The organism is Mycolicibacterium brisbanense, assembly GCF_001570425.1.
Classification (GTDB): Bacteria; Actinomycetota; Actinomycetes; order Mycobacteriales; family Mycobacteriaceae; genus Mycobacterium; species Mycobacterium brisbanense.
On sequence record NZ_BCSX01000021.1, the window covers coordinates 440,159 to 460,380 of the forward strand.

Here is a 20,222-nt window from a genome sequence, read left to right on the forward strand (position 1 = left end):
CGGGCTGAGCGTGGGACGACGGATCGCCGGTGTGCTGGCAGTGCTGGTCATCATCGGAACCTTCGACGTCCCAGCAGCATTCGCCGTCGATCCCCCGGTGGTGCCCCCCGGACCGCCGCCGGCCGGCCCGGTCGCCCCCGAAGATCCCACCGAACAGAAGACGGTGTGCGCGGTCACGGGAACGCGCCCCGGCACCGACTACGCGATGGCACCGATCGCGGAGGCGATGCTGCGCTACCGGGACGCGTGGGCGTACTCGACGGGTGCGGGTCAGAAGGTGGCGGTCATCGACACCGGAGTCAACCCGAATCCTCGACTGCCCACGCTCGAGCCGGGGGGCGACTACGTGTCCGGCGGCGACGGTCTGTCTGATTGCGATGCGCACGGCACGCTCATCGCGGGAATCATCGCGGCCAAGCCCAGCCCCTCCGACGCGTTCGCGGGGGTGGCACCCGACGCCGCGATCCTGTCGATCCGGCAGAACAGCGCGTCGTTCGCGGTCAAAGGATTCGGACAGCAGGAGGACCGCAACGCGGTGTCCCCAGGCACCGGGCCCGCCGGTTACGGCAACACCCACACCCTGGCATTGGCCGTGGCACGGGCGGTCGACCTCGGCGCCACGGTCATCAACATGTCCGAATTGGCCTGTGCGCCTGCATCGGTCGGCGTCGAGGACGCGGACCTGGGGCGAGCGCTGAGATACGCCTTCGAACGCAACGTGGTGGTGGTCGCGGCGGCCGGCAACGTCGACAAACAAGGTCCGTGCGCGAACCAGAACACGATGACGGACCCGAACCTGCCGGTGCAGACCGCGTGGCGCACTGTGCGCACGGTGGCCAGCCCGGCGTGGTTCACCGATTACGTGCTGACCGTGGCGGCCCTCTCCCCCTACGGTGAGCCGTCGGATTTCAGTCTCCACGGGCCGTGGATACAGGTGGCGGCTCCCGGTGAGCAGGTCGTGTCACTCAATCCTGTCGGCCCGGGTCTGACCAATGCCATTGTGGGCCAGCAAGGTTTGGCGCCGCTCAACGGAACCAGCTATGCGGCACCGTATGTCGCGGGGCTGGCCGCGTTGGTCAGGGCCAGGTTCCCACAGCTGACCGCGGCTGAGGTGATGGACCGGATCAGACGGACCGCTCACACTCCGGGCGCGGGACCGAATATCGCGACGGGCTACGGATTGATCGACCCGGTTGCGGCGCTGAGCGCCAGCCTTCCCGCTGAGCCGCCGGCACCACGGTCCGAAGCGCCGATCGCCGGGCCACCGACCCCTGATCGCGTCAGTACCCGCGCTCGGACGATTTCGTTCATCGTCGCAGGCGGATGCGTGACCGCAATGGTTTTCGCGTGGGCGGTGTCTGTCGCCTACCGCAGGAGATAGCACGAACGGGACGTTCGGCCATCACCGAACGCCCCGCTCGGGGTGACTCAGAAATCCGCGGCGTTGGCGCGGTCCAGCGCTGCCATGAGGTCCTGCTGATCGCGGCCGCGGTGGTTGCCCGCGGTCATCTCCTGCACAGCAGACTCCATCACATTGGCGAGTTGCTGGTGTGCACTCTGCAGGGCCTGGGCACCCTGACCCTCGTACACGCTGTAAAGCACCTTGAACACGGTGTCGACCTCTTGCTGCAGGGCCCGGGCGTCGGACAGGCTCGAGTCGAGGCTGTCGAGGTGCATGTGGTTCTGGCCGAAGTCGTACTTGATGGTGCTGCCGTCGAATGACATGGGAGTTCCTGCTTTCCGGTCTAGGCCTGATCGGCGTTGGCGATGCTGTGGATGTGGGTCTTGCCCTTTTCGGCGATGTTGGTGAGCGTCTGGATCAGCGCGTTGTACTCGTCATGCTGCTGGGTTTTCATGCTGCTGAACTTGCCTGCCGCAACGCCGTTCCACGGGCCGCTGACCATGGTCTCGGTCTCGCCGGTCATCTTGGCGACGATGCTGCGGGCCCGGCCCATGGCCTCATCGATCTGGGTGATCTTGGCTGCTGCTTCCTGAGGGGTAAGTGCAACGACCATGTGATGGTTCTCCTGTCTGGTTCCTGAGTTGTGCTACCCGATGCGGTTTCGTAGGTCTGTGTGGTGTCAACTCTTTCGTCGGCTACTGGGCGGCCTCCCCCCACCCGGTCGGCACCAGCTCGGCGAGTTGGGAAACCGCCTGTGCCACGCGGTGGTCCGATCCGGGCTTGATGGTGGTCCACAACTGACTGGTCGGCGACAGGCTCGGCGCGCAGACGAGCCTGCCGCGCTTGGTGTAATAGACGGCAACCGCTCCGGGCGTCCGGACCACCCGATCAGTCGACGGATCCACTGCGTGGCAGACGATCTCGCCGAACGCCAGGCGGGACGCGAACGCGGCGCCGAGCGTCATGGCTACCTGCAGGCCCGCGCCGAGCGCACGCAGCCGGTCGGTCAGATATGTGGCGTCGTGCCCTCCGTTCAGGCACTCGGCGAGTTCGTCGGTGGGCGCACCGAATCCGTCGACCGACGCCGGCTCGGCAGCGGGCAGTTCGGCCAGCACCGCACGGATGAGCTCGGACAGGCCGGCCCGGGAGGCGAGCGGGCGCAACGTCACCGCGTCGCCGATCCGGCGGGCAGATACGCACATGCTGCCGGCCCGGGCGATACACACCCTGGCCACGCCCGCGGGCGTCACCAGGCGCAGCGCCAGTTCGTACGATGGCCGCCGCAGGATCTGCACGAGGTCGGCCAGCTCGGGCAGCACGCCGTCGGTGTCGAGTAAACCGCGGGACGCGAGGCTGCGGCCGGCGGCCCGATGGGCCCGTTCGAGTGCGCCGACGGTGTCATGCCGTGGCCGCATTGCCAGCACCACCGGAAACTCGGCGATACCCAGCTGGGTGCCGACGGCGTGGAGCTCGTCGTCGCTCAGCTCGAAAAGCGGTGTGGCCGGGGCGCTCATGAGTCGTGGCTCTCGCCGCCGATGACCGCCACCCACCGGTGGGCGATCTGCTCAGGGGCGGGCGGGGTCTCGTCAGGTGTGTCGAGCTGCGGCGCCGGATCGACGAGGCCGTCGAAAAGCGTGGTGCCGGTCGTCTGCAGCAGAATCGGCTCGTCGTTGACCTGCGCGGCGGGTAACCACGACGCCGGGGCGGCCGATAGGCCCGCTTCGCCGCCACCCTCGAGAGCTTCCGGTGGACGCTGCGACTCGTAGTCGCGACCGCTGTCGTACCCGCGGGCCATGCCCGCCATCGGGGCGTAGGGCGCGCCGGCATACCCGGATGCTGACGCCGCGCTCACTGCGGACACCCGAGTCGATGGCTGAACTTCTTTGGAGCCCGGGACATCACGCGCGGTGCGGGGGCTCAGCGGCAGGACGGGGGTGATGGGCGCGAAGCCAGCCGCCCCGCCGTGTGCGGAAGCGCTTCCGGACGAACCGGATGCGGCGTCGGACTTTGGATCCGCGCCGGCATGGCCACCGTGGACGACCGGCGGCGGTGGTGGTTCGTCCCACGCCGTGGCCAGGGGTGCGGTGGCATCCTCGTACTGATGCATGACTGCAGCCGCGTCGGCCTGGGCGGCTGCGGCGGCGGCATCGAATTCGGCGAACTGACCGCTGAGGACCGCGCCGTTGTAGGCCGCCAGCGAGGCCATCATGTCGCGCTGCGCCCGCGCCTCCACGGCCTCGCTGACAGAGGGCATGGACATGATGGCCGAGGTGGCGGCGACGGCGGCTTCCTCGGCGCGCTGCCCGTTGGCCGCGGCATTGAGTGCCTTGGCCCGCAACCAATCCCCGAGCTCTTGCAGGCGGCTCAGCACCGTCGGCGTGTGCGCGCTGTCCCACGACGTGCGGAGCTGGTCAAGGAGTTCGGTGTACTCGTCGGCGGCCGCGGCAAAGCCGGTCGCGACGCGTTGCCACGCGGCGCCCGCGTCGCCGACCGACGATGGACCAGGGCCGTCGGTGAGGTCGCGTGCCAACTGCTCGGCACTGCGCGACTCCCACACCACACCGGTGTAACCCACGTTGGCGGAACCCCTCGAATCGGTTGCCGGTCAGGCAGTGAACTCCGCGTCGGCGTCGATCACCTTGCCGGTATTGGTCCGCAGGATTGCGGCGATCTCCCGGAGTTCGGCGATGCCTGCCTCCGCGGACTCCGAATACGACGCGTGGACGGTGTTCAACGTCGACGACACCCGCGTCGACACTTCGTCACGACCCACCGGCACGGTGTCCAGGTGGGCTCGTTCGGCCTGCAGCAGATCGGCGAGGCGGCTTGCGATCGCATCCAGCCTTGCGCCGACCTCCGTCAATTGCTGTGTCTCGATGGACAATCCGGACATCGTCATCCCCCAATCAGTTTCGAAGCCGGGCGCTTCGGTCGATCACGAGCTCCTGGTGCTCACCGGTTCGGCTTCACCGATGACCGGCGGCGCTGCGGTCCCCAGGTCGCCGAGGATCTCGTCACCGTGGTCGGTGGTGTGCAGGAACGCCGGTGCGGTGTGATGCCCGCCGGGGCGGGCACCGGCGCCGTGGGCCATCGGTGCCATCGGGCTGCCCATCATCGGCGTTCCGGACAGACCCGCGCCGGTCCGGGCCGGTCCGATGGCGCGTGCGGCGTCCTCGCTGACCGGCGGCACCGGCGGTGTGGACCGCGCGGCCAACGTTGTCGCACCCAGCGCCGCGCCGCCACCACCGGCTCCACCACCGCCGGAGGCGTGGGCGAGCCCGGCGGCGGCCGGAGTGATGGCCGGTGTCGCGGCCGCCAACGGATCGCCGACACCCTGCTTGGCTCCGGTACCGGCCAGCTGGGACGCCAATTGCGAGGCCGTCTGAGTGCCCTGTTGTGCGGCCTGGCTGACGCTGTTCATCAGTGCGGAAAGACCTTGGGAGCCACCGGATGACGATGCCGCAGCCGGCGCAGCCGACTGCGCGGCGCTGGTCGCGGCCGTCGTCGGTGCCTCGGTCACCGGCAACGCGCGGCCGGCTTCGGTGACCTGCGCGGTCTGGCCGGAAAGTTCCGATTGCAATTCGGTCATGGCTTCGACGGCCTGGGTCACAGCGTCGGTCGCGGCGCTCACCACCGCCGCCCAGCCCCACGGGAAGATGATGTTCGGGCCGATCGCGGCGAGCGTCGCCATGAACTGGTTGATGATCGCGATCAGCCGGGCTTCGGTCTGACTGACGGCCGCGGCCGCCGCCGTCAGCGAACTGCGCAGCGCCTGCGCCTGCGTGCTGAGATCGGTGCCGTTCTTCATCGCCGCCACGGTCTTCGCGGCTGCGGAGGTAGCGCCTGCGCCTTCCCAGTTGCCCGCCAGACTGCCCATGGCACTGGTGAGATTGCCCGAGGACGCGTCGAAGGCCTGAGATATGCCCTGGAACATGGTCGTGGGGTCGAGCGCCTGGAACATGCCGGTGCCCAGAGTGCCGAGCGCGTCGGTGATGGGCTGGATGAGCGCGGTCGGATCCATCGGGCCAGGGGGTTGAGCCGGCGGCTGAGCGGATGCGGCATCCGGTGCGGGGTAACCCAGCTGGGCAAGGATCTCGTGCACAGGGCGGTTGAGGTACTCGCGCAGGTTCTGTTCCTGAGCTGCTATCGCGGCACTCGCATCGAAACCTGGTAACTGCTGGGCAAATTGAGCTGTCGGGTGGTCGGGCGCGGTGACCGCGACCATCGGCGCAGGAGTGGCACCCACAGCGAGTCCTAGGCCGACGACGTTGAATCGGCAGCGGTCAGGGCGGTCTTGGCGGCCGAGGTGGTGCCGCTGATGCCGGCATGAACCGCACCGACGAGCAGGGTGCCGGCCAAGTTGTTGGCCTGCGCATGCCCGAACGCGGCCAGGTATGTGGCCCCGATCGGGCCTATTGCCACCGCCGCTGCCGTCAGCATGGCCGCCGAGTCGGCCGACCCGGCCGTACTGATGAGCTCGCCCGCGACGGCGTTCGCCGCGGCGAACGCATCCATCCCCGCTGGGACAGCGGTCAAACCGGAACTCACGCCAAAACTCCCCAAGTTTTGTTTCGTTCTGTGTGCAGCCGCACCGTTGCAGAGGGCGGTATCAGGGTGACACCCGAACTCGAAGTCTAGCCCGCACCAGTCTCTTTGGCGAGACACCGCCGTTAACCCGTTGTGCGCCAGATGAAGCGGAAGCTGCAGTGATCGCGGCGCGCAGGCTATCCGGGGAAGCCCACTGTCATGCGGGCTCGCAGGCGATCTAGGTGGGGTTTCCGTGCGGCTCATCCGACGGATCGGCCCGCAGTTGGTCGAACTCGGCCCGGAACTGTGCGACGAGTTGATCACGCCGGGACAACGCGGCTTTGGCCGCCGTCTGCCCAATGTTCACAATCAATTCAGATAAATCGTTGGGGCTCAACTGCGTTGCTGCGCTGCCCAGGGTCAGGTCGGTCAGTCCGCCCATGGCGTCCACTTCCACCGACACCGCGCGGTTGCGCGTGGTGGCCCGGACTCGGATGGCATCGCAGTGCTCGTTGAGGCTGTGCAGCAGATCGCGTTGCCGCGCGATGCGGGCGACGACGCGGTCGGCCAACCCGGTCACACGGACCTCAGCCAGCTGTCGGGAAGAACCTCGTCGTCGCGATCGGCGGCAGCTTCGGCGCGGCGCAGGTCATCTTCGGTGGCCAGCTGCAGGTTTCGGATCACGACGGGGTCGACATTGTGTGCAGACAACTCGCGGCGCCGGGCCACCTGAGCGCGCGCAGCGGCCAGCCGGCACAGCCCGAGGATTTCCTCGGCAAGCAGTCGCGGATCCTTGGTCATCTCGCGCGCGTCAATTTTGAGTGCCAGTGGCAGGCCGCGTTCGGTTGTGGTGACACTGATCCCGCCCGTGCGGGAGCGTGCAGACGGGAAATCCACCAGCGGGCTCCTCGTGAAAAAGTTTGCTACTCAGCCAGATAACGGCGATTTGCGCCGGATGCTCCCGGCCCGGTTGATTCAGTACGATACCAATCGGGCGCCGATCTACGACGTGGAAGGACCGGACGACGTTGGCCAAACACCATGGGGCGCCTGCCCAGCCGCCGTGGTTGCAGGGGTACCCGCCGCGTTTCAACGGGTCGCTGCCGTCGTTGCCTGCTGACGACTTTCCGTCGGAAATACCGGTCAGGGGCGATTCTTGTCAGAACTCGGAAGTTGCTGACACACCTGTCAATTCGGATAACGGGCAGTGGGACAAAACTGACGCGGCTTCTGAATCCGTGGCATCACAAAGTGATTCATCTACAGACCCGCATGACCCCGTCGAGGCACGAGCCGCGGAACTGCTGAGACTGCTGGGTCAGAATCGGCCGGCGGTTGACGCACCGGTCGATGAGGAACCGCAACAGCGCGTCGAGGTCCAGCAGCCGGCCACCGTGCACGAGCACAGTGCAGTCCCTGAGTGGGACGTGCCGCGATGGGAGACCCCCGCCGCTGCGGCCTACCCCCAGCATTCGCCGCATCACACGCTTCGTCCCCTCGATGAGGCCGCCATCGCCAACCGGGGTCGGTTCGCGCCCCGGTCGGGGTGGCGTCGCGCCGTCTACCGCGTGAGCGCGGGTCGGGTCAATCCAGGTGATTCGCCGCGAGACCGTCGGCGCGACGAGGTGTACGCGCGCATCCGCCAACCCGTCCGCGGTGACTTCCGGATCGCGGTGCTGTCCATCAAAGGTGGGGTGGGCAAGACGACGACCACCTTGGGCCTCGGTTCGGCCTTCGCCCGGATCCGCACGGATCGGGTCATCGCCGTCGATGCGAACCCCGATCGCGGCACGCTGGCGCAGCGCGTCGACGACCCGTCCCGGGCCACGGTGCGTGACCTGCTGAGCGATCCGAACATCACGCGTTATTCGGATGTTCGTGCCTACACGCGCATGTCGGAGAGCCGGCTGGAGGTACTCGGCAGTCCGATCGACCCGGCGATCTCCGAAGCGTTCTGCGAGGCTGACTACCGCCGGACCATCGACATCTTGCAGAGCTACTACAACATCGTGCTCACCGACTGTGGCACCGGCATCATGCATTCGGCGATGGCCGGGGTTCTGGATCTGGCGCACGCCGTCGTCCTGGTGAGTTCGCCGGCTCTCGACGCTGCGCGCAGCGCTTCGGCAACCCTGGAATGGCTGACCCAGCACGGCTATTCGGGTTTGGCACAGGAATCACACCTGGTACTCAGCGCGGCGCGGCCCGGCGCTTCGGCCGTGCATATGGAGAAAGTTTACGAGCATTTCCAGTCCAGGTGCCGATCTGTTCACCTGATTCCGTTCGACTTCCATTTGGCCGAAGGTGGAGAAATCGACGTGGACTTGCTCAAGCCCGCGACCTTCGAGGCGTATGTCGAACTGGCCGGGGCTATTTCGGAGAAGTTCGGCCTGCTTCGGCCGAACGTCTGAACGACGACACAGTCAGGACGCCATGAGTGGACGCACCCGAGACGCGCAGCGGGTATTCGACGCGGGGGTTCTCTCGCTGGGGATTCCCATCAACGGGGTCGAGGCGGACCGCGACATCGAGTACGCGAAGTTGGCATTCGCCCGGGCCACCGAATACGACCCCGATATGTGCGACGCCTGGCTCGGTCGCGTTGCCGCGGGCGAATCGAATCCCGAGATCATCTACCACCTCTACCGCACCAGCACCCTGACGCTGTTCCGGGAACAGCGCAGGCTGGGACTGCCCGGCCGGGCACTGGCGGGCCGCTTCCAGACCAACCTCTACATCGACTACGACCTGAGTTCGTTCACCGAGATCTGGCTGGCGTACGCCGCGAGCATGATCGCCGGCCACGATTACAGCGAAGCCGAGCGCACGCTCGACGAGCTGGACCGCATCCGCGCCAGAATGCCCGGCGGCGACGCGAATTCCACGGAGATCTGCACCTACATTCGAGGTGTTCTACACTTTCTCACCCAGCGCTGGCCGGATGTGCTTGTCACACTGGCGAATTCGGCCAGCTTCACTGACGAGTACATCGGGGCGGGCGCCAACATGATGGTGGGCAGCGCATGTGCCCAGCTCGGATTGTTCGGCGAAGCGGTGCGTCGGCTCGAGCTGGCAGCGGCAGGCCCGATCCCCGCCGCGCGCCAGGCCTCCGAGTTCTGCCGCGCGCTCACCCTGCGCGAGATGGGGCGTGAGGACGACGCCAGGGCGGTGTTCGAACGGATCTACAGCGAGGATCCGAGCTTCACCGCGAACATCGTCGCGCTGCGCGATCCGAAGTACCGGCTCGTCATCACCGATCAGGAGACCATCGATTCGCGCACCGACAGGTGGGATCCCAAGTCTGCGCGTACCCGCGTGGAGATCGCCGACGAGGAGGCCGCCGACCGCCACCACGACTACCTGCGCCAGGCCCAGGACGAGCTGGACCGCCAGGTGGGGCTGGCCGAGGTGAAGACCCAGGTCGCCAAACTCCGGTCGACGGCCAAGCTGGCGAAAGTCCGTGAGGACAAGGGACTGAGCTCGGTGCCGCGCAGCCTGCACCTGGCTTTCACAGGGCCGCCCGGTACCGGCAAGACCACCATCGCTCGCGTGATCGCCAAGATCTACTGCGGGCTGGGGTTGCTGAAAACCTCGTCGGTGGTCGAGGCCACGCGTGCCGATTTCGTCGGCCAGCACCTCGGCAGCACTGCCATCAAGACCTCCGAACTCATCGATCGGGCGCTCGACGGGGTGTTGTTCATCGACGAGGCTTACACGTTGATCCAGTCCGGTCTGGCCGGGGGCGACGCGTTCGGCCGGGAGGCCGTCGACACGCTGCTGGCCAGGATGGAGGACGACCGAGACCGACTGGTCGTCATCATCGCCGGCTATGACCGGGAGATCGATCGCTTCCTCGCGGCCAATGAGGGGCTGGCGTCCCGTTTTTCGCGCCGGATCCGGTTCAGCTCGTACAGCGCCACAGAACTCGGCGATATCGCCCAGATGATCGCCAAGGCACGCGACTCCGAACTCACCGACGATGCCTACCAGGAGCTGATCCTGATCTGCCAGCAGTTGTGCGACACCGAGGCGATCGACCAGACCGGAGTGGCCCGCCGCGCCATCGACATCGCCGGCAACGGGCGCTTCGTGCGCAACGTGGTCGAATCCGCCGAAGAGGAGCGGGCATTCCGGCTCAGTGAGGATCCTGACGTGGATCTCGAGGCACTCAGCGAAGACCTCCTGATGCGCATCGAGCTCGCCGACATGCGGGCGGCGCTCAAGAACGTCCTCGAGATGCACAAGGCCGACGCATGAGCCACGAGTACGACGACCCGACGCGGCTGATCCCGCGCAATCTCGAGCAGGCAGGCACGTTCAGTCCGGACGATCCGACGCAGTTCATCGTGCGCCCCGCCGGTCCTCCGGTCCGCTACGTGCCGGCGCCGCCGGTTCCGTTGCAGACGCCGTTCGTCACCGGACACCATCCGGGGGCGATGATGGGCCAACCGGTCGTTCCGGGCCCGGAGCACCTGCGGCTGATCGCGCCGGTGCAGCGTCGGCCGACGCGCGGCTGGCGCAGGCTGGTGTATGCCCTGACCGGCGGGGCGGTCAATCCGGGTGAATCCCCGTACGAGCGCAATCGGCGTGCGCTGGTCGCCCGGGTCAACCGGCAGGTGCGCGGGGACTATCGCATCGCGGTGCTGTCTCTCAAGGGTGGTGTCGGAAAGACCACCACCACGGTCGCTTTGGGTGCGACGCTGGCGTCGGTTCGCGGGGACCGCGTGATCGCCGTCGACGCCAACCCCGACTTCGGGACGCTGGCACAGCGTGGGCCGGATCAGACCCGGGCCACGGTGCGCGATCTGCTTGCCGACACGTCGATCCGGAGGTACTCCGATGTGCGGGCCTACACCTCGCAGAGTGAGAGCCGGCTGGAGATCATGGCTTCCGAACGCGATCCTGCCGCGTCGGAGGCGTTCTCCGAAGATGACTACCGGCAGGTGATCTCGCTGCTGCAGCGGTTCTACAACATCATCCTCACCGATTGCGGTACGGGACTCATGCATTCGGCGATGACCGGGGTTCTCGACGAGGCCAACGCCATCATCCTGGTGACGTCACCGGCCATGGACGGGGCCCGCAGCGCGTCGGGCACCCTGGACTGGCTGGCCCACCAGGGATACGAACATCTTGTGGCGAACGCTGTCGTCGTCGTCAGTTCCGCTCGCCCCGGCGCCACGTCGATGGATATCGAGCAGCTGATGCAATATTTCCAAAGTCGTTCACGTGCTGTTCATTTCATCCCGTTCGACGATCATCTGGCCGAGGGGTCGGAAGTGGTCCTGAGCTTGATGAATCGTAAGACGCAGGACGCGTTCATCGAGTTGGCGGCGACGGTGGCCGACGCGTTCAGTTATCGCGAACATGGCCAGTTCGTCCCGATAACCCCTGCCAGATGAGGCACCGGAGGCGTCATGACTGTTGCATGCCAAAAGATTCGGAGACTACAGTTTTCGCTAGCGCTGTGCCGGGCGATCCCGCGGCGACCGTCCGAAGACCAACCCAACTCAGTACCAACTCGACTCGGTAGGGGTCAGCTGTGACGTTGAAAGCGGATTTGGACCAAATGCGTACGGTCGCCGGGCATCTGGCGACACTGGGTGCCGAGGTGACGGGGCTCAAGTTCGGGCCCATGATGCTGGGCACCGATTCCGCGGCGCTGCAATCCGTCGGCGCGATGCAGCACATCCAGTACGACGTCCTGAACACCACGTTGATCCCGTCGTTCTCGGAGCGTCTGTCGGAGACCGGCGAGATCATGGTCAACTGTGCCGACAAGTTCAAGAACGCCGACGACACCAAGACGCTGGACATGGTCACCATGTTCACCAATGCCACCGGCAATTGGGGTGAATGACAGTGGGATTCACCAAATCCCAGGTCCAGAGCATGGACCCCAACGTCGTCTCCAACATCGCCGCCGGCTGGGACAAGCTCGGTACGACGCTCGAGCAGAAGTTCGACTCGTATGTGTCCCTGGTGAAAAACACTGCCAGTGGCGGTTATTGGGAAGGCAAGGCTGCCGAGGCCGCGCAGAACCGGGCTGGCGACGACCGTAAGGTCGCGGTGAAACTGGTCGACGAGCTGCAAGGCGCCGCCAAGACCGCGCGCGGCGTTGCCACCGACATCGGTACGGCCCGCACCAATGTCCTCAACAAGGTCGTCGCGATCTCGGCCCAGCAGTTCACGGTCTGGGACAACTGGTCGGTGACCGACACGTCCGGGATTCAGGACACCGGGCAGCGTGCGGCGCTGGCCCGCCAGTACGCCGGGGAACTCACCACGCTGGTCAACGCATTGGTCACCGCCGATTCCAACGGGGCCAAGACCATCAACGGGCTGGCCGCCAACTTGATCGCCAAGTTCACCAATCCGACGTCGCTGAGCGGCCAGCAGGGCACCTCGGATGGACAGGCGTTGCAGAGCGGCAAGATCCCGCCGGATGTGCTGCAGCGCCTCAAAGAAGCGGGATCGCTGACTCCCGAACAGCTCAAAGCGCTGCAATCCGGTGAGCCCGTGGACATTCCTGCCTCGCAGATGGAGTACATCAACGCCCTGATGCGCTCGCTGGACGGCAAGTCGCCCGAAGACATCGAGAAGCTCCTCAACTCGCTGCCCACCGATGCCCGCACGGGCATGGCCAACACGTTCCAGATCGCGTCCAACGGGCGGGTGACGGCGTCGGTCGAAGGCAACGTCGACGTCCCGACCAGCGGCGGTTTCAACCTGTTGCCGCAGAAGATGCGTGACTCGCTGACCCGTAAAGACCTGGTGCAGTACGGATCCACCATGGCAGGCACCCAGAGCACAGGGTTCCCGATTCTCTTCAACACCGTCAACGTCAACGGGGTCGGCACCAACCAGGCCATCGCCCGGATCGCGGGGATGGGCGACGCCAACATGCGGGCCGGCTCGAGCCTCGACGGCAAGGTGATGGATGTCGCGGGGCAGTATCTCGACGCGCAGGTGCGTGCCGAGACGGGCCCGAAGGATACGACGATGTTCTCGATCGACGGTCACGGTGCGGACCCGAAGAAGGAGCAGATCACCGAGCCGATGTTCCACGCGGTCGCCGACGACAAGTTCGCCGTCGCTGCGGCTGTGACCGATCCGCACACCGGTCAGCGGTTGGTCGGCGACGTGTTTCAGCACGAATGGCCCGACAACGGCAAGACCGTGTCCGAGTTGTTTCACACCACCGCTGACGATGCCGTCGCCAAGCCAGGTGATCCGGTGGACACCAAGAACGCTCAGCTGCACGGCCAGATCGCCGAAGCCACAGCCGATTACATGGCCGATCACAAAAAGGACCTGCTGCGGGTCCCGGGGTATCAGGACAAGATGTCGGCCGGTCAGCTCAATCCCGATCTGATGCGCAACCTCGCCGACGATCTGGCGCCGTACTACAGCACGTTCGCCGGTGCCGAAACCATCCCGGGCGTCCATCATTTCGAGCAGAAAAGCCAGTTGGCCAACATGTACGCGGTGCTGGCCAGCGACCCCGAGGCGGGTGTGAAGGCTGCCAGTTACACCTACGCGCAGGAGAATGCGCTCGCAGCGCAGTACGGCAGCGGCAACGGCGTGAGCACCTACGGTCAGCTCGCCGGGCAGATGCACAGCGCCCTGGTCGACGGCACCCTCGACGCGAAGACGACCATGGGCCAGAACGACGTCTACAACGCGCAGTGGCAGTACGCCGTGAACTCCGCGAACTTCGACACCGCGAAATCCGTGGCCACCACGGCATTTGACGCAGCCGGTATGAAACCGGCGAAGTGGGCCGTCGACATCATCGCCCCGCAGGCCAAGCTGGCGCTGATGGGCATTGTCGATCAGCAGGCCGTGACCAATCCGCAGAACGGCGTGCCGTACCAGCACGCGACCAACGAGGTCGACTCGAGCGTGACCATGCAGAACGTGCTCAACGGGTTGGAGAGCAGGGACCCCGCCGTCGTCAACGATCCGGCGCTGGCGTCCCTGCGGGAGACCGAGCCCGACGGTGACGTTCGTCTTGTGGTTCAGGGCCTGACCGAACAGGAGCTGCTCAAGGACCGGTTGAAGGCCGCCTACGGCATCGACCTCGAGCAATGGACCAACGAGTACGACGTCGGGGCGCGCGCCGGGGTGATCCAGAGCAAGTCGGGCAGGTAACTCGAAGCGTGACAGATCGGGCCGATTTCGTTACGGTCCGCGGTATGACTCGAGTGTCGGTGATCACCGGTGGCGCGGGCGGCATGGGCACTGCCACCGCCAAGATCGTCGGCCGCGATCACAGCGTCGTTCTGTGCGATGTGCGGCAGGACCGGCTCGACACCGCGCTGTCTCAACTCAGTGACCTCGGCATCGATGCCACCGCCGTCAACTGCGACGTCACCGACCGGCAGGCGGTCGACGAGCTGTTCGATACCGCTTCCGGCCTCGGGCCCGTCGCTTCGGTGATCCACGCCGCGGGCGTGAGCCCCAGCATGGGCGACGGTGATTACGTGATGCGGACCAATGCGCTCGGCACGGTCAACGTCAACGAGGTCTTCTACGCCGCTGCTCCGGAAGGCGCCGCCATCGTCAACGTGGCGTCGATGGCCGCGCACCTGCTGCCCGATGCGTTGATCCCGGCCGCGCAATTCCCGCTGGCCCTGCGCGACGAGGAGCAGTTCATGAGCGGCATGGCCGCTGCCTGCGGGATCGGCGGTGAGCAGGCCCGCGCCGGGCTCGCCTACGCCGTCAGCAAGAACTTCGTGAAGTGGTACAGCTCGTCGCAGGCCGAGCGGTTCAACTCCCGCGGGTTGCGGATCGTCTCGGTGTCCCCCGGATCCGTGGACACCGAGATGGGCCGGCTCGAGGAGCAGGCCGGTGCCGGCGCGATGGTCGCCGACGCCGCCGTGCCGCGGTGGGGCAAGCCCGAAGAGATGGCCGAGCTGTTCGCGTTCTGCGCCAGTGACCGGGCCGGCTATCTGACGGGCACCGACATCCTCAACGACGGCGGTGTGGTCGCCTCCGTACGCGAACGCGCGCGCGTCGCACAAGCCGGCTGATGTGACTTGTGCAACTTCTGTAACACCGGCTGTTAGCGCAGGTGCACAGGCCTTCCGTCGGCCGCACCCGAAAACCTTTTGACGAGATTGCTCCGACGCGTCTGGAGGTGCTGAGCTACTGACCAACTAGACTTTGGGGGTTGCCCGAGGTTGCTCTGGTCGCCCGGGCGTGCCTGACGAACGAGGATTAGATGACAGACACCACGTTGCCGCCTGGCGACGGCGCCTCAGACCGCGTCGAACCGGTCGACATTCAGCAGGAGATGCAGCGCAGCTACATCGACTACGCCATGAGCGTGATCGTCGGCCGCGCGCTGCCGGAGGTGCGCGACGGTCTCAAGCCGGTGCACCGCCGGGTGCTCTACGCGATGTACGACTCCGGGTTCCGGCCGGACCGCAGCCATGCGAAGTCCGCGCGTTCGGTTGCCGAGACGATGGGCAACTATCACCCGCACGGTGACGCGTCGATCTACGACACCCTGGTCCGGATGGCCCAGCCGTGGTCGTTGCGCTACCCGCTGGTCGACGGCCAGGGCAACTTCGGCTCGCCGGGTAACGACCCGCCGGCCGCGATGAGGTACACAGAAGCCAGGCTGACTCCGCTGGCCATGGAGATGCTGCGTGAAATCGATGAGGAGACAGTCGATTTCATTCCGAACTATGACGGGCGCGTGCAGGAGCCGACGGTTCTGCCGAGCCGGTTCCCCAACCTGCTGGCCAACGGTTCGGGCGGCATCGCCGTCGGTATGGCGACCAACATCCCGCCGCACAACCTGCGCGAGCTGGCCGAGGCGGTGTACTGGTGCCTGGAGAACTACGAGGCCGATGAAGAGGCCACCCTGGCCGCGGTGTGTGAGCGGGTCAAGGGTCCCGACTTCCCCACTGCCGGTTTGATTGTCGGCTCGCAGGGCATCGAGGACACCTACAAGACGGGCCGTGGTTCGGTCCGGATGCGTGGCGTCGTCGAGATCGAGGAAGACTCCCGCGGGCGCACCTCGATCGTCATCACCGAGTTGCCGTATCAGGTCAACCACGACAACTTCATCACCTCGATCGCCGAGCAGGTGCGCGACGGCAAGCTGGCCGGAATCTCGAATATCGAGGACCAGGGCAGCGACCGCGTCGGCATCCGAATTGTGGTGGAGCTCAAGCGCGATGCCGTCGCCAAGGTCGTGCTGAACAATCTCTACAAGCACACTCAGCTGCAGACCAGCTTCGGTGCCAACATGCTGTCGATCGTCGACGGCGTGCCGCGCACGCTGCGGCTGGACCAGCTGATCCGGCTGTACGTGGACCATCAGCTCGACGTCATCGTGCGGCGCACCCGCTACCGGTTGCGCAAGGCCAACGAGCGGGCCCACATCCTGCGCGGTTTGGTCAAGGCGCTCGACGCGCTCGACGAGGTCATCGCGTTGATCCGGGCATCGGCCAACGCCGACGTCGCCCGGTCGGGCTTGATGGAGCTCCTCGACGTCGACGAGATCCAGGCCCAGGCCATCTTGGACATGCAGTTGCGTCGGTTGGCTGCCCTGGAACGCCAGCGCATCGTCGACGATCTCGCCAAGATCGAAGCCGAGATCGCGGACCTGGAAGACATCCTGGCCAAGCCCGAGCGGCAGCGGGCCATCGTCCGCGACGAGCTGGCCGAGATCGTCGAGAAGCACGGCGACGACCGTCGGACCCGGATCGTTCCGGCCGACGGCGAGGTCAGCGACGAGGATCTGATCGCCCGCGAGGACGTGGTCGTCACGATCACCGAGACGGGGTACGCCAAGCGCACGAAGACCGACCTGTACCGCAGCCAGAAGCGCGGCGGCAAGGGGGTCCAGGGCGCCGGGCTCAAGGCCGACGACATCGTCAACCACTTCTTCGTCTGCTCCACGCACGACTGGATCCTGTTCTTCACCACGCAGGGCCGGGTGTACCGGGCCAAGGCCTACGAGTTGCCGGAGGCCTCGCGCACCGCGCGCGGCCAGCACGTCGCCAACCTGCTGGCCTTCCAGCCGGAGGAGCGCATCGCTCAGGTCATCCAGCTCAAGAGCTACGAGGATGCGCCATATCTGGTGCTGGCCACCCGCAACGGTCTGGTGAAGAAGTCGAAGCTCACCGACTTCGACTCCAACCGGTCGGGCGGCATCGTCGCGGTGAATCTGCGTGACGGCGACGAGCTGGTCGGTGCGGTGCTGTGCTCGGCCGAGGACGACCTGCTGCTGGTCAGCGCCAACGGGCAGTCGATCCGGTTCTCGGCAACCGACGAGGCGCTGCGGCCGATGGGCCGGGCCACGTCCGGCGTGCAGGGCATGCGGTTCAACGAGGATGACCGCCTGCTGTCGCTCAACGTGGTCCAGCCGGACACATATCTGCTGGTCGCGACGTCGGGCGGGTACGCAAAGCGCACGGCGATCGAGGAGTACACGGTCCAGGGCCGCGGCGGCAAGGGCATCCTGACGATCCAGTACGACCGTCGTCGTGGCAACCTTGTCGGAGCGCTGATCGTCGACGACGAGACGGAGCTGTATGCCATCACCTCAGGCGGTGGCGTCATCAGGACCGCGGCCCGCCAGGTTCGCAAGGCCGGGCGGCAAACCAAGGGGGTCCGCTTGATGAACCTGGGTGAGGGCGACACACTGATTGCGATTGCGCGCAATGCCGAAGAGGAACCCGATGCGGAAGAAACCGAGTCCGCCGAGTCCTCTGAGACGTAACGCAGCCGCCGAGGCACCTGGCCCTCGGCCTGAGCTAAGGAGCTGTTAGGTGACTTCACCGAGCGAGCCGGGGTACCCGCGTACGGGCGACCGGCCCGGCAGCGGTACCAACGGCTCAGGATCCGAGGGCGGGGGCGTCGGTAACGTGCCCCGGCCGACGGGCAACATCACCGAGACGGGTGAGGTGCCACCGTGGCAGCGGGGCAAGGCTGCCCGGCCCGCCGAGCCTCGTCAGGACAGCGGCCGCAGTTCTGGGAGCCACTCCGCCGGCGTCGAGGCGCGGTTGCAGCGCTTCGTGTCGGGCGGTGAGGCGACCGAGGCCGAGCCGCCACGGCAGCGTCCTGAGCCGACGCGTCCCGAGCCGTCACGCCCGGAGCCACCCCGTACGGAGGCTCCTCGTTCCGACGCGTCACGATCGGAACCGGGACGCACCGAGGCCTACGCCAGCGAGCTCCCTGACTTGTCAGGGCCCACGCCACGGCCTCCGCAGCGCAAGGCTGCTGAGGCGCCTGCGGCGTCGCGCTCGTCGTCCTCGGGTGCCACCAGCCGCATCCAGGTCGCCAGCCGCACGTCGACCAAGGGGCCCCTCCGGGCCAGCATGCAGATCCGGCGCGTGGACCCGTGGACCGTGCTGAAGGTGGCCCTGGTGCTGTCCTCGGCGCTGTTCTTCGTGTGGATGATCGCGGTGGCGTTCCTGTACCTCGTGCTCGGCGGCATGGGCGTGTGGAGCAAGCTCAACAGCAACGTGGGCGACCTGCTCACCAGCAGCGGCGGCAACGCCGGCGGAGAACTCGTGTCCAGCGGCACGATCTTCGGCGGCGCGGCATTGATCGGCCTGGTGAACATCGTCGTGCTGACGGCGATGGCCACGATCGGCGCGTTCATCTACAACCTGACCACCGACCTCGTCGGCGGTATCGAGGTGACGCTCGCCGACCGGGATTGACGGCCGGTTCACCGGCCGGAATCAACCGGTTTGGGAGACGGGGCATCGGTACGGTAATCTCGTCGCTCGGTCGTCCCCAATAAGGGCCTATAGCTCAGGCGGTTAGAGCGCTTCGCTGATAACGAAGAGGTCGGAGGTTCGAGTCCTCCTAGGCCCACGGAACCGGCATTGCCGGTCGTGTCGGTACTGCCCAACCGGAGGTCCACCATGAAGTTGGTGTTGGCACTCGCGGTGGCAGCTGTGGCGGTGATCGTGTGGCGATCCCGACACGGCGCAGAGGTGTGGCACCAGGCGGCAGAGCCGTCCTGATCCCAGGCACGGGGCCTTAGCTCAGTTGGTAGAGCGCTGCCTTTGCAAGGCAGATGTCAGGAGTTCGAATCTCCTAGGCTCCACAACTTTTCAGTTCCCGGCCGCGAAATCGCTTGCGGCCGAACATCTTCAGCAACATCCCAGAATTTCGTGAGGACGTTGCTAGGGTCGGCTGACATGAGCTACAGCCAGAGAATTGTCACAGCCCTGGCCGCGCTTGTGGTGTGCAGTGCGGCCGCGTGCGGGAGTCAGACCACCGAGCAGGCACCGACGAGTACCAGCCCGGCGACGTCGTCGTCCACCGCGAAACCCGCCGCACCTGCCGCCCCGACCCAGCAGCGCACCGCCCCCGCGGCTCCGGGTTCGACGGTCCCGATGATGCCGAATCCGAACGGTGACGGCTCCGAGGTCCCCTGTGAGGGCACGATCTGCACGAACCCGAATCACGGCGCGGGTGATGACCCGGCGGACAACGGTGGTGCGGTGATGCCCAATCCGAACGGCGACGGATCCGAGGTCCCGTGTGAGGGGACCATCTGCACCAACCCCAACCACGGCGCGGGCGACGACGGCAACGGATAATCCGGTGGTGCCGCCATTGGAATTTACTGACTCAATCCACGTAGCAGCCTCGCCGGAAGCCGTCTACGCCGCCGTGTCCGACGTGACCCGCACCGGCGAGTGGAGTCCGGTCTGCAAGGAATGCTGGTGGGACGACGATGCCGGGCCGCAAGTCGGCGCCTGGTTCACCGGCCGCAACGTCACGCCCGAACGGGAGTGGCAGACCCGCAGCCAGGTGGTGGTCGCCGAACCCGGACGCGAATTCGTCTGGGAGGTCAACGAGGGATGGGTGCGCTGGGGCTACGCGATGGCGCCCGAAGATGGCGGTACCCGGCTGACCCAGTCCTGGAAGTTTGTGGAACGGGGTCTTGCCGGCTTCCGCGAGCGCTACGGTTGCCGACGCCGACGCTCAGATCGCAGTGCGCGCAGTGACGCCGCGTTGTCCGGTATCCCGGTGACTCTCGCGGCCATCAAGGCGGTTGTCGAGGCAGGCTGACGGCCGCCAATTCGACGAAACGGTCGTGAATCCCGCGCTGGCCCTCTTTGCCAGGCTGGTTGTGAGTCATTCATCTACCTGTTTGGGATGGAGGGTTATGTCGATCAGCCCGGGGTTTTCGGCGGCGGAGGTTCGTGCGTTTGTCGATCGGTATCACCTGCAGCCTCATGGGCAGAAGCGCGGGTGGCTTGCCGCGCAGGGGGTGTCGGAATCGCGGTTGCGGCGGTGGCAGGCGGCGGTG

The 20,222-nt window shown here is 66.5% G+C and carries 18 protein-coding genes, 2 tRNA genes and 2 pseudogenes; 13 read left to right on the forward strand and 9 right to left on the reverse strand.

From position 1 onward, the window contains the following. Positions 1 to 4: 4 nt before the first annotated feature. A complete protein-coding gene (gene mycP / locus RMCB_RS11850; protein ID WP_062828941.1) occupies positions 5 to 1,381 on the forward strand; it encodes a type VII secretion-associated serine protease mycosin in 1,377 nt (458 codons plus the stop codon). 47 nt (positions 1,382 to 1,428) lie between these two features. Here the strand turns inward: mycP and RMCB_RS11855 are convergent, their stop codons facing one another. The 9 genes from RMCB_RS11855 to RMCB_RS11895 form a co-directional block, all read right to left on the reverse strand. Beyond that, on the reverse strand, positions 1,429 to 1,725 hold the full coding sequence (locus RMCB_RS11855) for a hypothetical protein (protein ID WP_029371103.1): 297 nt from the start codon (positions 1,723 to 1,725) through the stop codon (positions 1,429 to 1,431). A 20-nt stretch (positions 1,726 to 1,745) separates the two neighbouring features. Next, on the reverse strand, positions 1,746 to 2,015 hold the full coding sequence (locus tag RMCB_RS11860) for a WXG100 family type VII secretion target (RefSeq protein WP_036424881.1): 270 nt from the start codon (positions 2,013 to 2,015) through the stop codon (positions 1,746 to 1,748). Between the two features lie 82 nt (positions 2,016 to 2,097). Continuing rightward, the gene (locus RMCB_RS11865; protein WP_062828896.1) at positions 2,098 to 2,916 is read right to left on the reverse strand and encodes an ESX secretion-associated protein EspG; all 819 of its coding nucleotides are present in this window, start codon (positions 2,914 to 2,916) and stop codon (positions 2,098 to 2,100) included. Further along, entirely contained in the window at positions 2,913 to 3,977 is a 1,065-nt protein-coding gene (locus RMCB_RS11870) for a PPE domain-containing protein (protein ID WP_062828897.1), read from the reverse strand. The genes RMCB_RS11865 and RMCB_RS11870 overlap by 4 nt, the downstream gene beginning before the upstream one ends. 30 nt (positions 3,978 to 4,007) lie before the next feature. After that, a complete protein-coding gene (locus tag RMCB_RS11875; RefSeq protein WP_062828898.1) occupies positions 4,008 to 4,301 on the reverse strand; it encodes a PE family protein in 294 nt (97 codons plus the stop codon). 36 nt (positions 4,302 to 4,337) lie between these two features. Further along, positions 4,338 to 5,648 (reverse strand): WXG100 family type VII secretion target, encoded by a 1,311-nt coding sequence (locus tag RMCB_RS11880; RefSeq protein ID WP_131805512.1) that lies wholly within the window; start codon positions 5,646 to 5,648, stop codon positions 4,338 to 4,340. Positions 5,649 to 5,656: 8 nt separating this feature from the next. Next, complete coding sequence (locus RMCB_RS11885) at positions 5,657 to 5,950, reverse strand: hypothetical protein (RefSeq protein WP_062828900.1); 294 nt, start codon at positions 5,948 to 5,950, stop codon at positions 5,657 to 5,659. 217 nt (positions 5,951 to 6,167) lie between these two features. After that, positions 6,168 to 6,509 (reverse strand): YbaB/EbfC family nucleoid-associated protein, encoded by a 342-nt coding sequence (locus RMCB_RS11890; RefSeq protein ID WP_062828901.1) that lies wholly within the window; start codon positions 6,507 to 6,509, stop codon positions 6,168 to 6,170. Further along, positions 6,506 to 6,826, reverse strand: a complete 321-nt coding sequence (locus tag RMCB_RS11895) for a hypothetical protein (protein WP_234792075.1) — start codon at positions 6,824 to 6,826, stop codon at positions 6,506 to 6,508. Before RMCB_RS11895 ends, RMCB_RS11890 begins: the two co-directional genes overlap by 4 nt. A gap of 461 nt (positions 6,827 to 7,287) precedes the next feature. Between RMCB_RS11895 and RMCB_RS36520 the strand changes: the two are divergent. The 12 genes and pseudogenes from RMCB_RS36520 to RMCB_RS11960 form a co-directional block, all read left to right on the forward strand. Then, positions 7,288 to 8,340, forward strand: a pseudogene (locus RMCB_RS36520) (nucleotide-binding protein); the annotation flags it as partial. A 22-nt stretch (positions 8,341 to 8,362) separates the two neighbouring features. Next, on the forward strand, positions 8,363 to 10,186 hold the full coding sequence (eccA, locus tag RMCB_RS11905; protein ID WP_062828903.1) for a type VII secretion AAA-ATPase EccA: 1,824 nt from the start codon (positions 8,363 to 8,365) through the stop codon (positions 10,184 to 10,186). A gap of 11 nt (positions 10,187 to 10,197) precedes the next feature. After that, positions 10,198 to 11,331, forward strand: a pseudogene (locus RMCB_RS11910) (nucleotide-binding protein); the annotation flags it as partial. Between the two features lie 167 nt (positions 11,332 to 11,498). Continuing rightward, positions 11,499 to 11,789 (forward strand): hypothetical protein, encoded by a 291-nt coding sequence (locus RMCB_RS11915; protein WP_029371115.1) that lies wholly within the window; start codon positions 11,499 to 11,501, stop codon positions 11,787 to 11,789. A 2-nt stretch (positions 11,790 to 11,791) separates the two neighbouring features. Then, entirely contained in the window at positions 11,792 to 14,083 is a 2,292-nt protein-coding gene (locus RMCB_RS11920) for a TPR repeat domain-containing protein (protein WP_062828905.1), read from the forward strand. 44 nt (positions 14,084 to 14,127) lie between these two features. Then, positions 14,128 to 14,964 (forward strand): SDR family oxidoreductase, encoded by an 837-nt coding sequence (locus tag RMCB_RS11925; RefSeq protein ID WP_062828906.1) that lies wholly within the window; start codon positions 14,128 to 14,130, stop codon positions 14,962 to 14,964. A gap of 191 nt (positions 14,965 to 15,155) precedes the next feature. Further along, complete coding sequence (gene gyrA / locus RMCB_RS11930; protein ID WP_062828907.1) at positions 15,156 to 17,669, forward strand: DNA gyrase subunit A; 2,514 nt, start codon at positions 15,156 to 15,158, stop codon at positions 17,667 to 17,669. 49 nt (positions 17,670 to 17,718) lie between these two features. Then, entirely contained in the window at positions 17,719 to 18,615 is an 897-nt protein-coding gene (locus tag RMCB_RS11935; protein WP_062828908.1) for a DUF3566 domain-containing protein, read from the forward strand. A gap of 83 nt (positions 18,616 to 18,698) precedes the next feature. Continuing rightward, a tRNA-Ile gene (locus RMCB_RS11940) sits at positions 18,699 to 18,772 on the forward strand. Between the two features lie 162 nt (positions 18,773 to 18,934). Further along, positions 18,935 to 19,007 (forward strand) — tRNA-Ala (locus tag RMCB_RS11950). 94 nt (positions 19,008 to 19,101) lie between these two features. Further along, entirely contained in the window at positions 19,102 to 19,506 is a 405-nt protein-coding gene (locus RMCB_RS35815; protein ID WP_131805513.1) for a hypothetical protein, read from the forward strand. 7 nt (positions 19,507 to 19,513) lie between these two features. Next, positions 19,514 to 19,981 (forward strand): SRPBCC family protein, encoded by a 468-nt coding sequence (locus tag RMCB_RS11960; RefSeq protein WP_062828944.1) that lies wholly within the window; start codon positions 19,514 to 19,516, stop codon positions 19,979 to 19,981. The last annotated feature ends 241 nt before the right edge of the window (positions 19,982 to 20,222 follow it).

What these genes read in the sequence shown, in the direction of transcription:
- RMCB_RS11855 (WP_029371103.1), bottom strand. Translation starts at nt 1,725, where the DNA reads ATGTCATTCGACGGCAGCACCATCAAGTACGACTTCGGCCAGAACCAC.
- RMCB_RS11860 (WP_036424881.1), bottom strand. Translation starts at nt 2,015, where the DNA reads ATGGTCGTTGCACTTACCCCTCAGGAAGCAGCAGCCAAGATCACCCAG.
- RMCB_RS11865 (WP_062828896.1), bottom strand. Translation starts at nt 2,916, where the DNA reads ATGAGCGCCCCGGCCACACCGCTTTTCGAGCTGAGCGACGACGAGCTC.
- RMCB_RS11875 (WP_062828898.1), bottom strand. Translation starts at nt 4,301, where the DNA reads ATGACGATGTCCGGATTGTCCATCGAGACACAGCAATTGACGGAGGTC.
- eccA (WP_062828903.1), top strand. Translation starts at nt 8,363, where the DNA reads ATGAGTGGACGCACCCGAGACGCGCAGCGGGTATTCGACGCGGGGGTT.
- RMCB_RS11915 (WP_029371115.1), top strand. Translation starts at nt 11,499, where the DNA reads ATGCGTACGGTCGCCGGGCATCTGGCGACACTGGGTGCCGAGGTGACG.
- RMCB_RS11925 (WP_062828906.1), top strand. Translation starts at nt 14,128, where the DNA reads ATGACTCGAGTGTCGGTGATCACCGGTGGCGCGGGCGGCATGGGCACT.
- gyrA (WP_062828907.1), top strand. Translation starts at nt 15,156, where the DNA reads ATGACAGACACCACGTTGCCGCCTGGCGACGGCGCCTCAGACCGCGTC.
- RMCB_RS35815 (WP_131805513.1), top strand. Translation starts at nt 19,102, where the DNA reads ATGAGCTACAGCCAGAGAATTGTCACAGCCCTGGCCGCGCTTGTGGTG.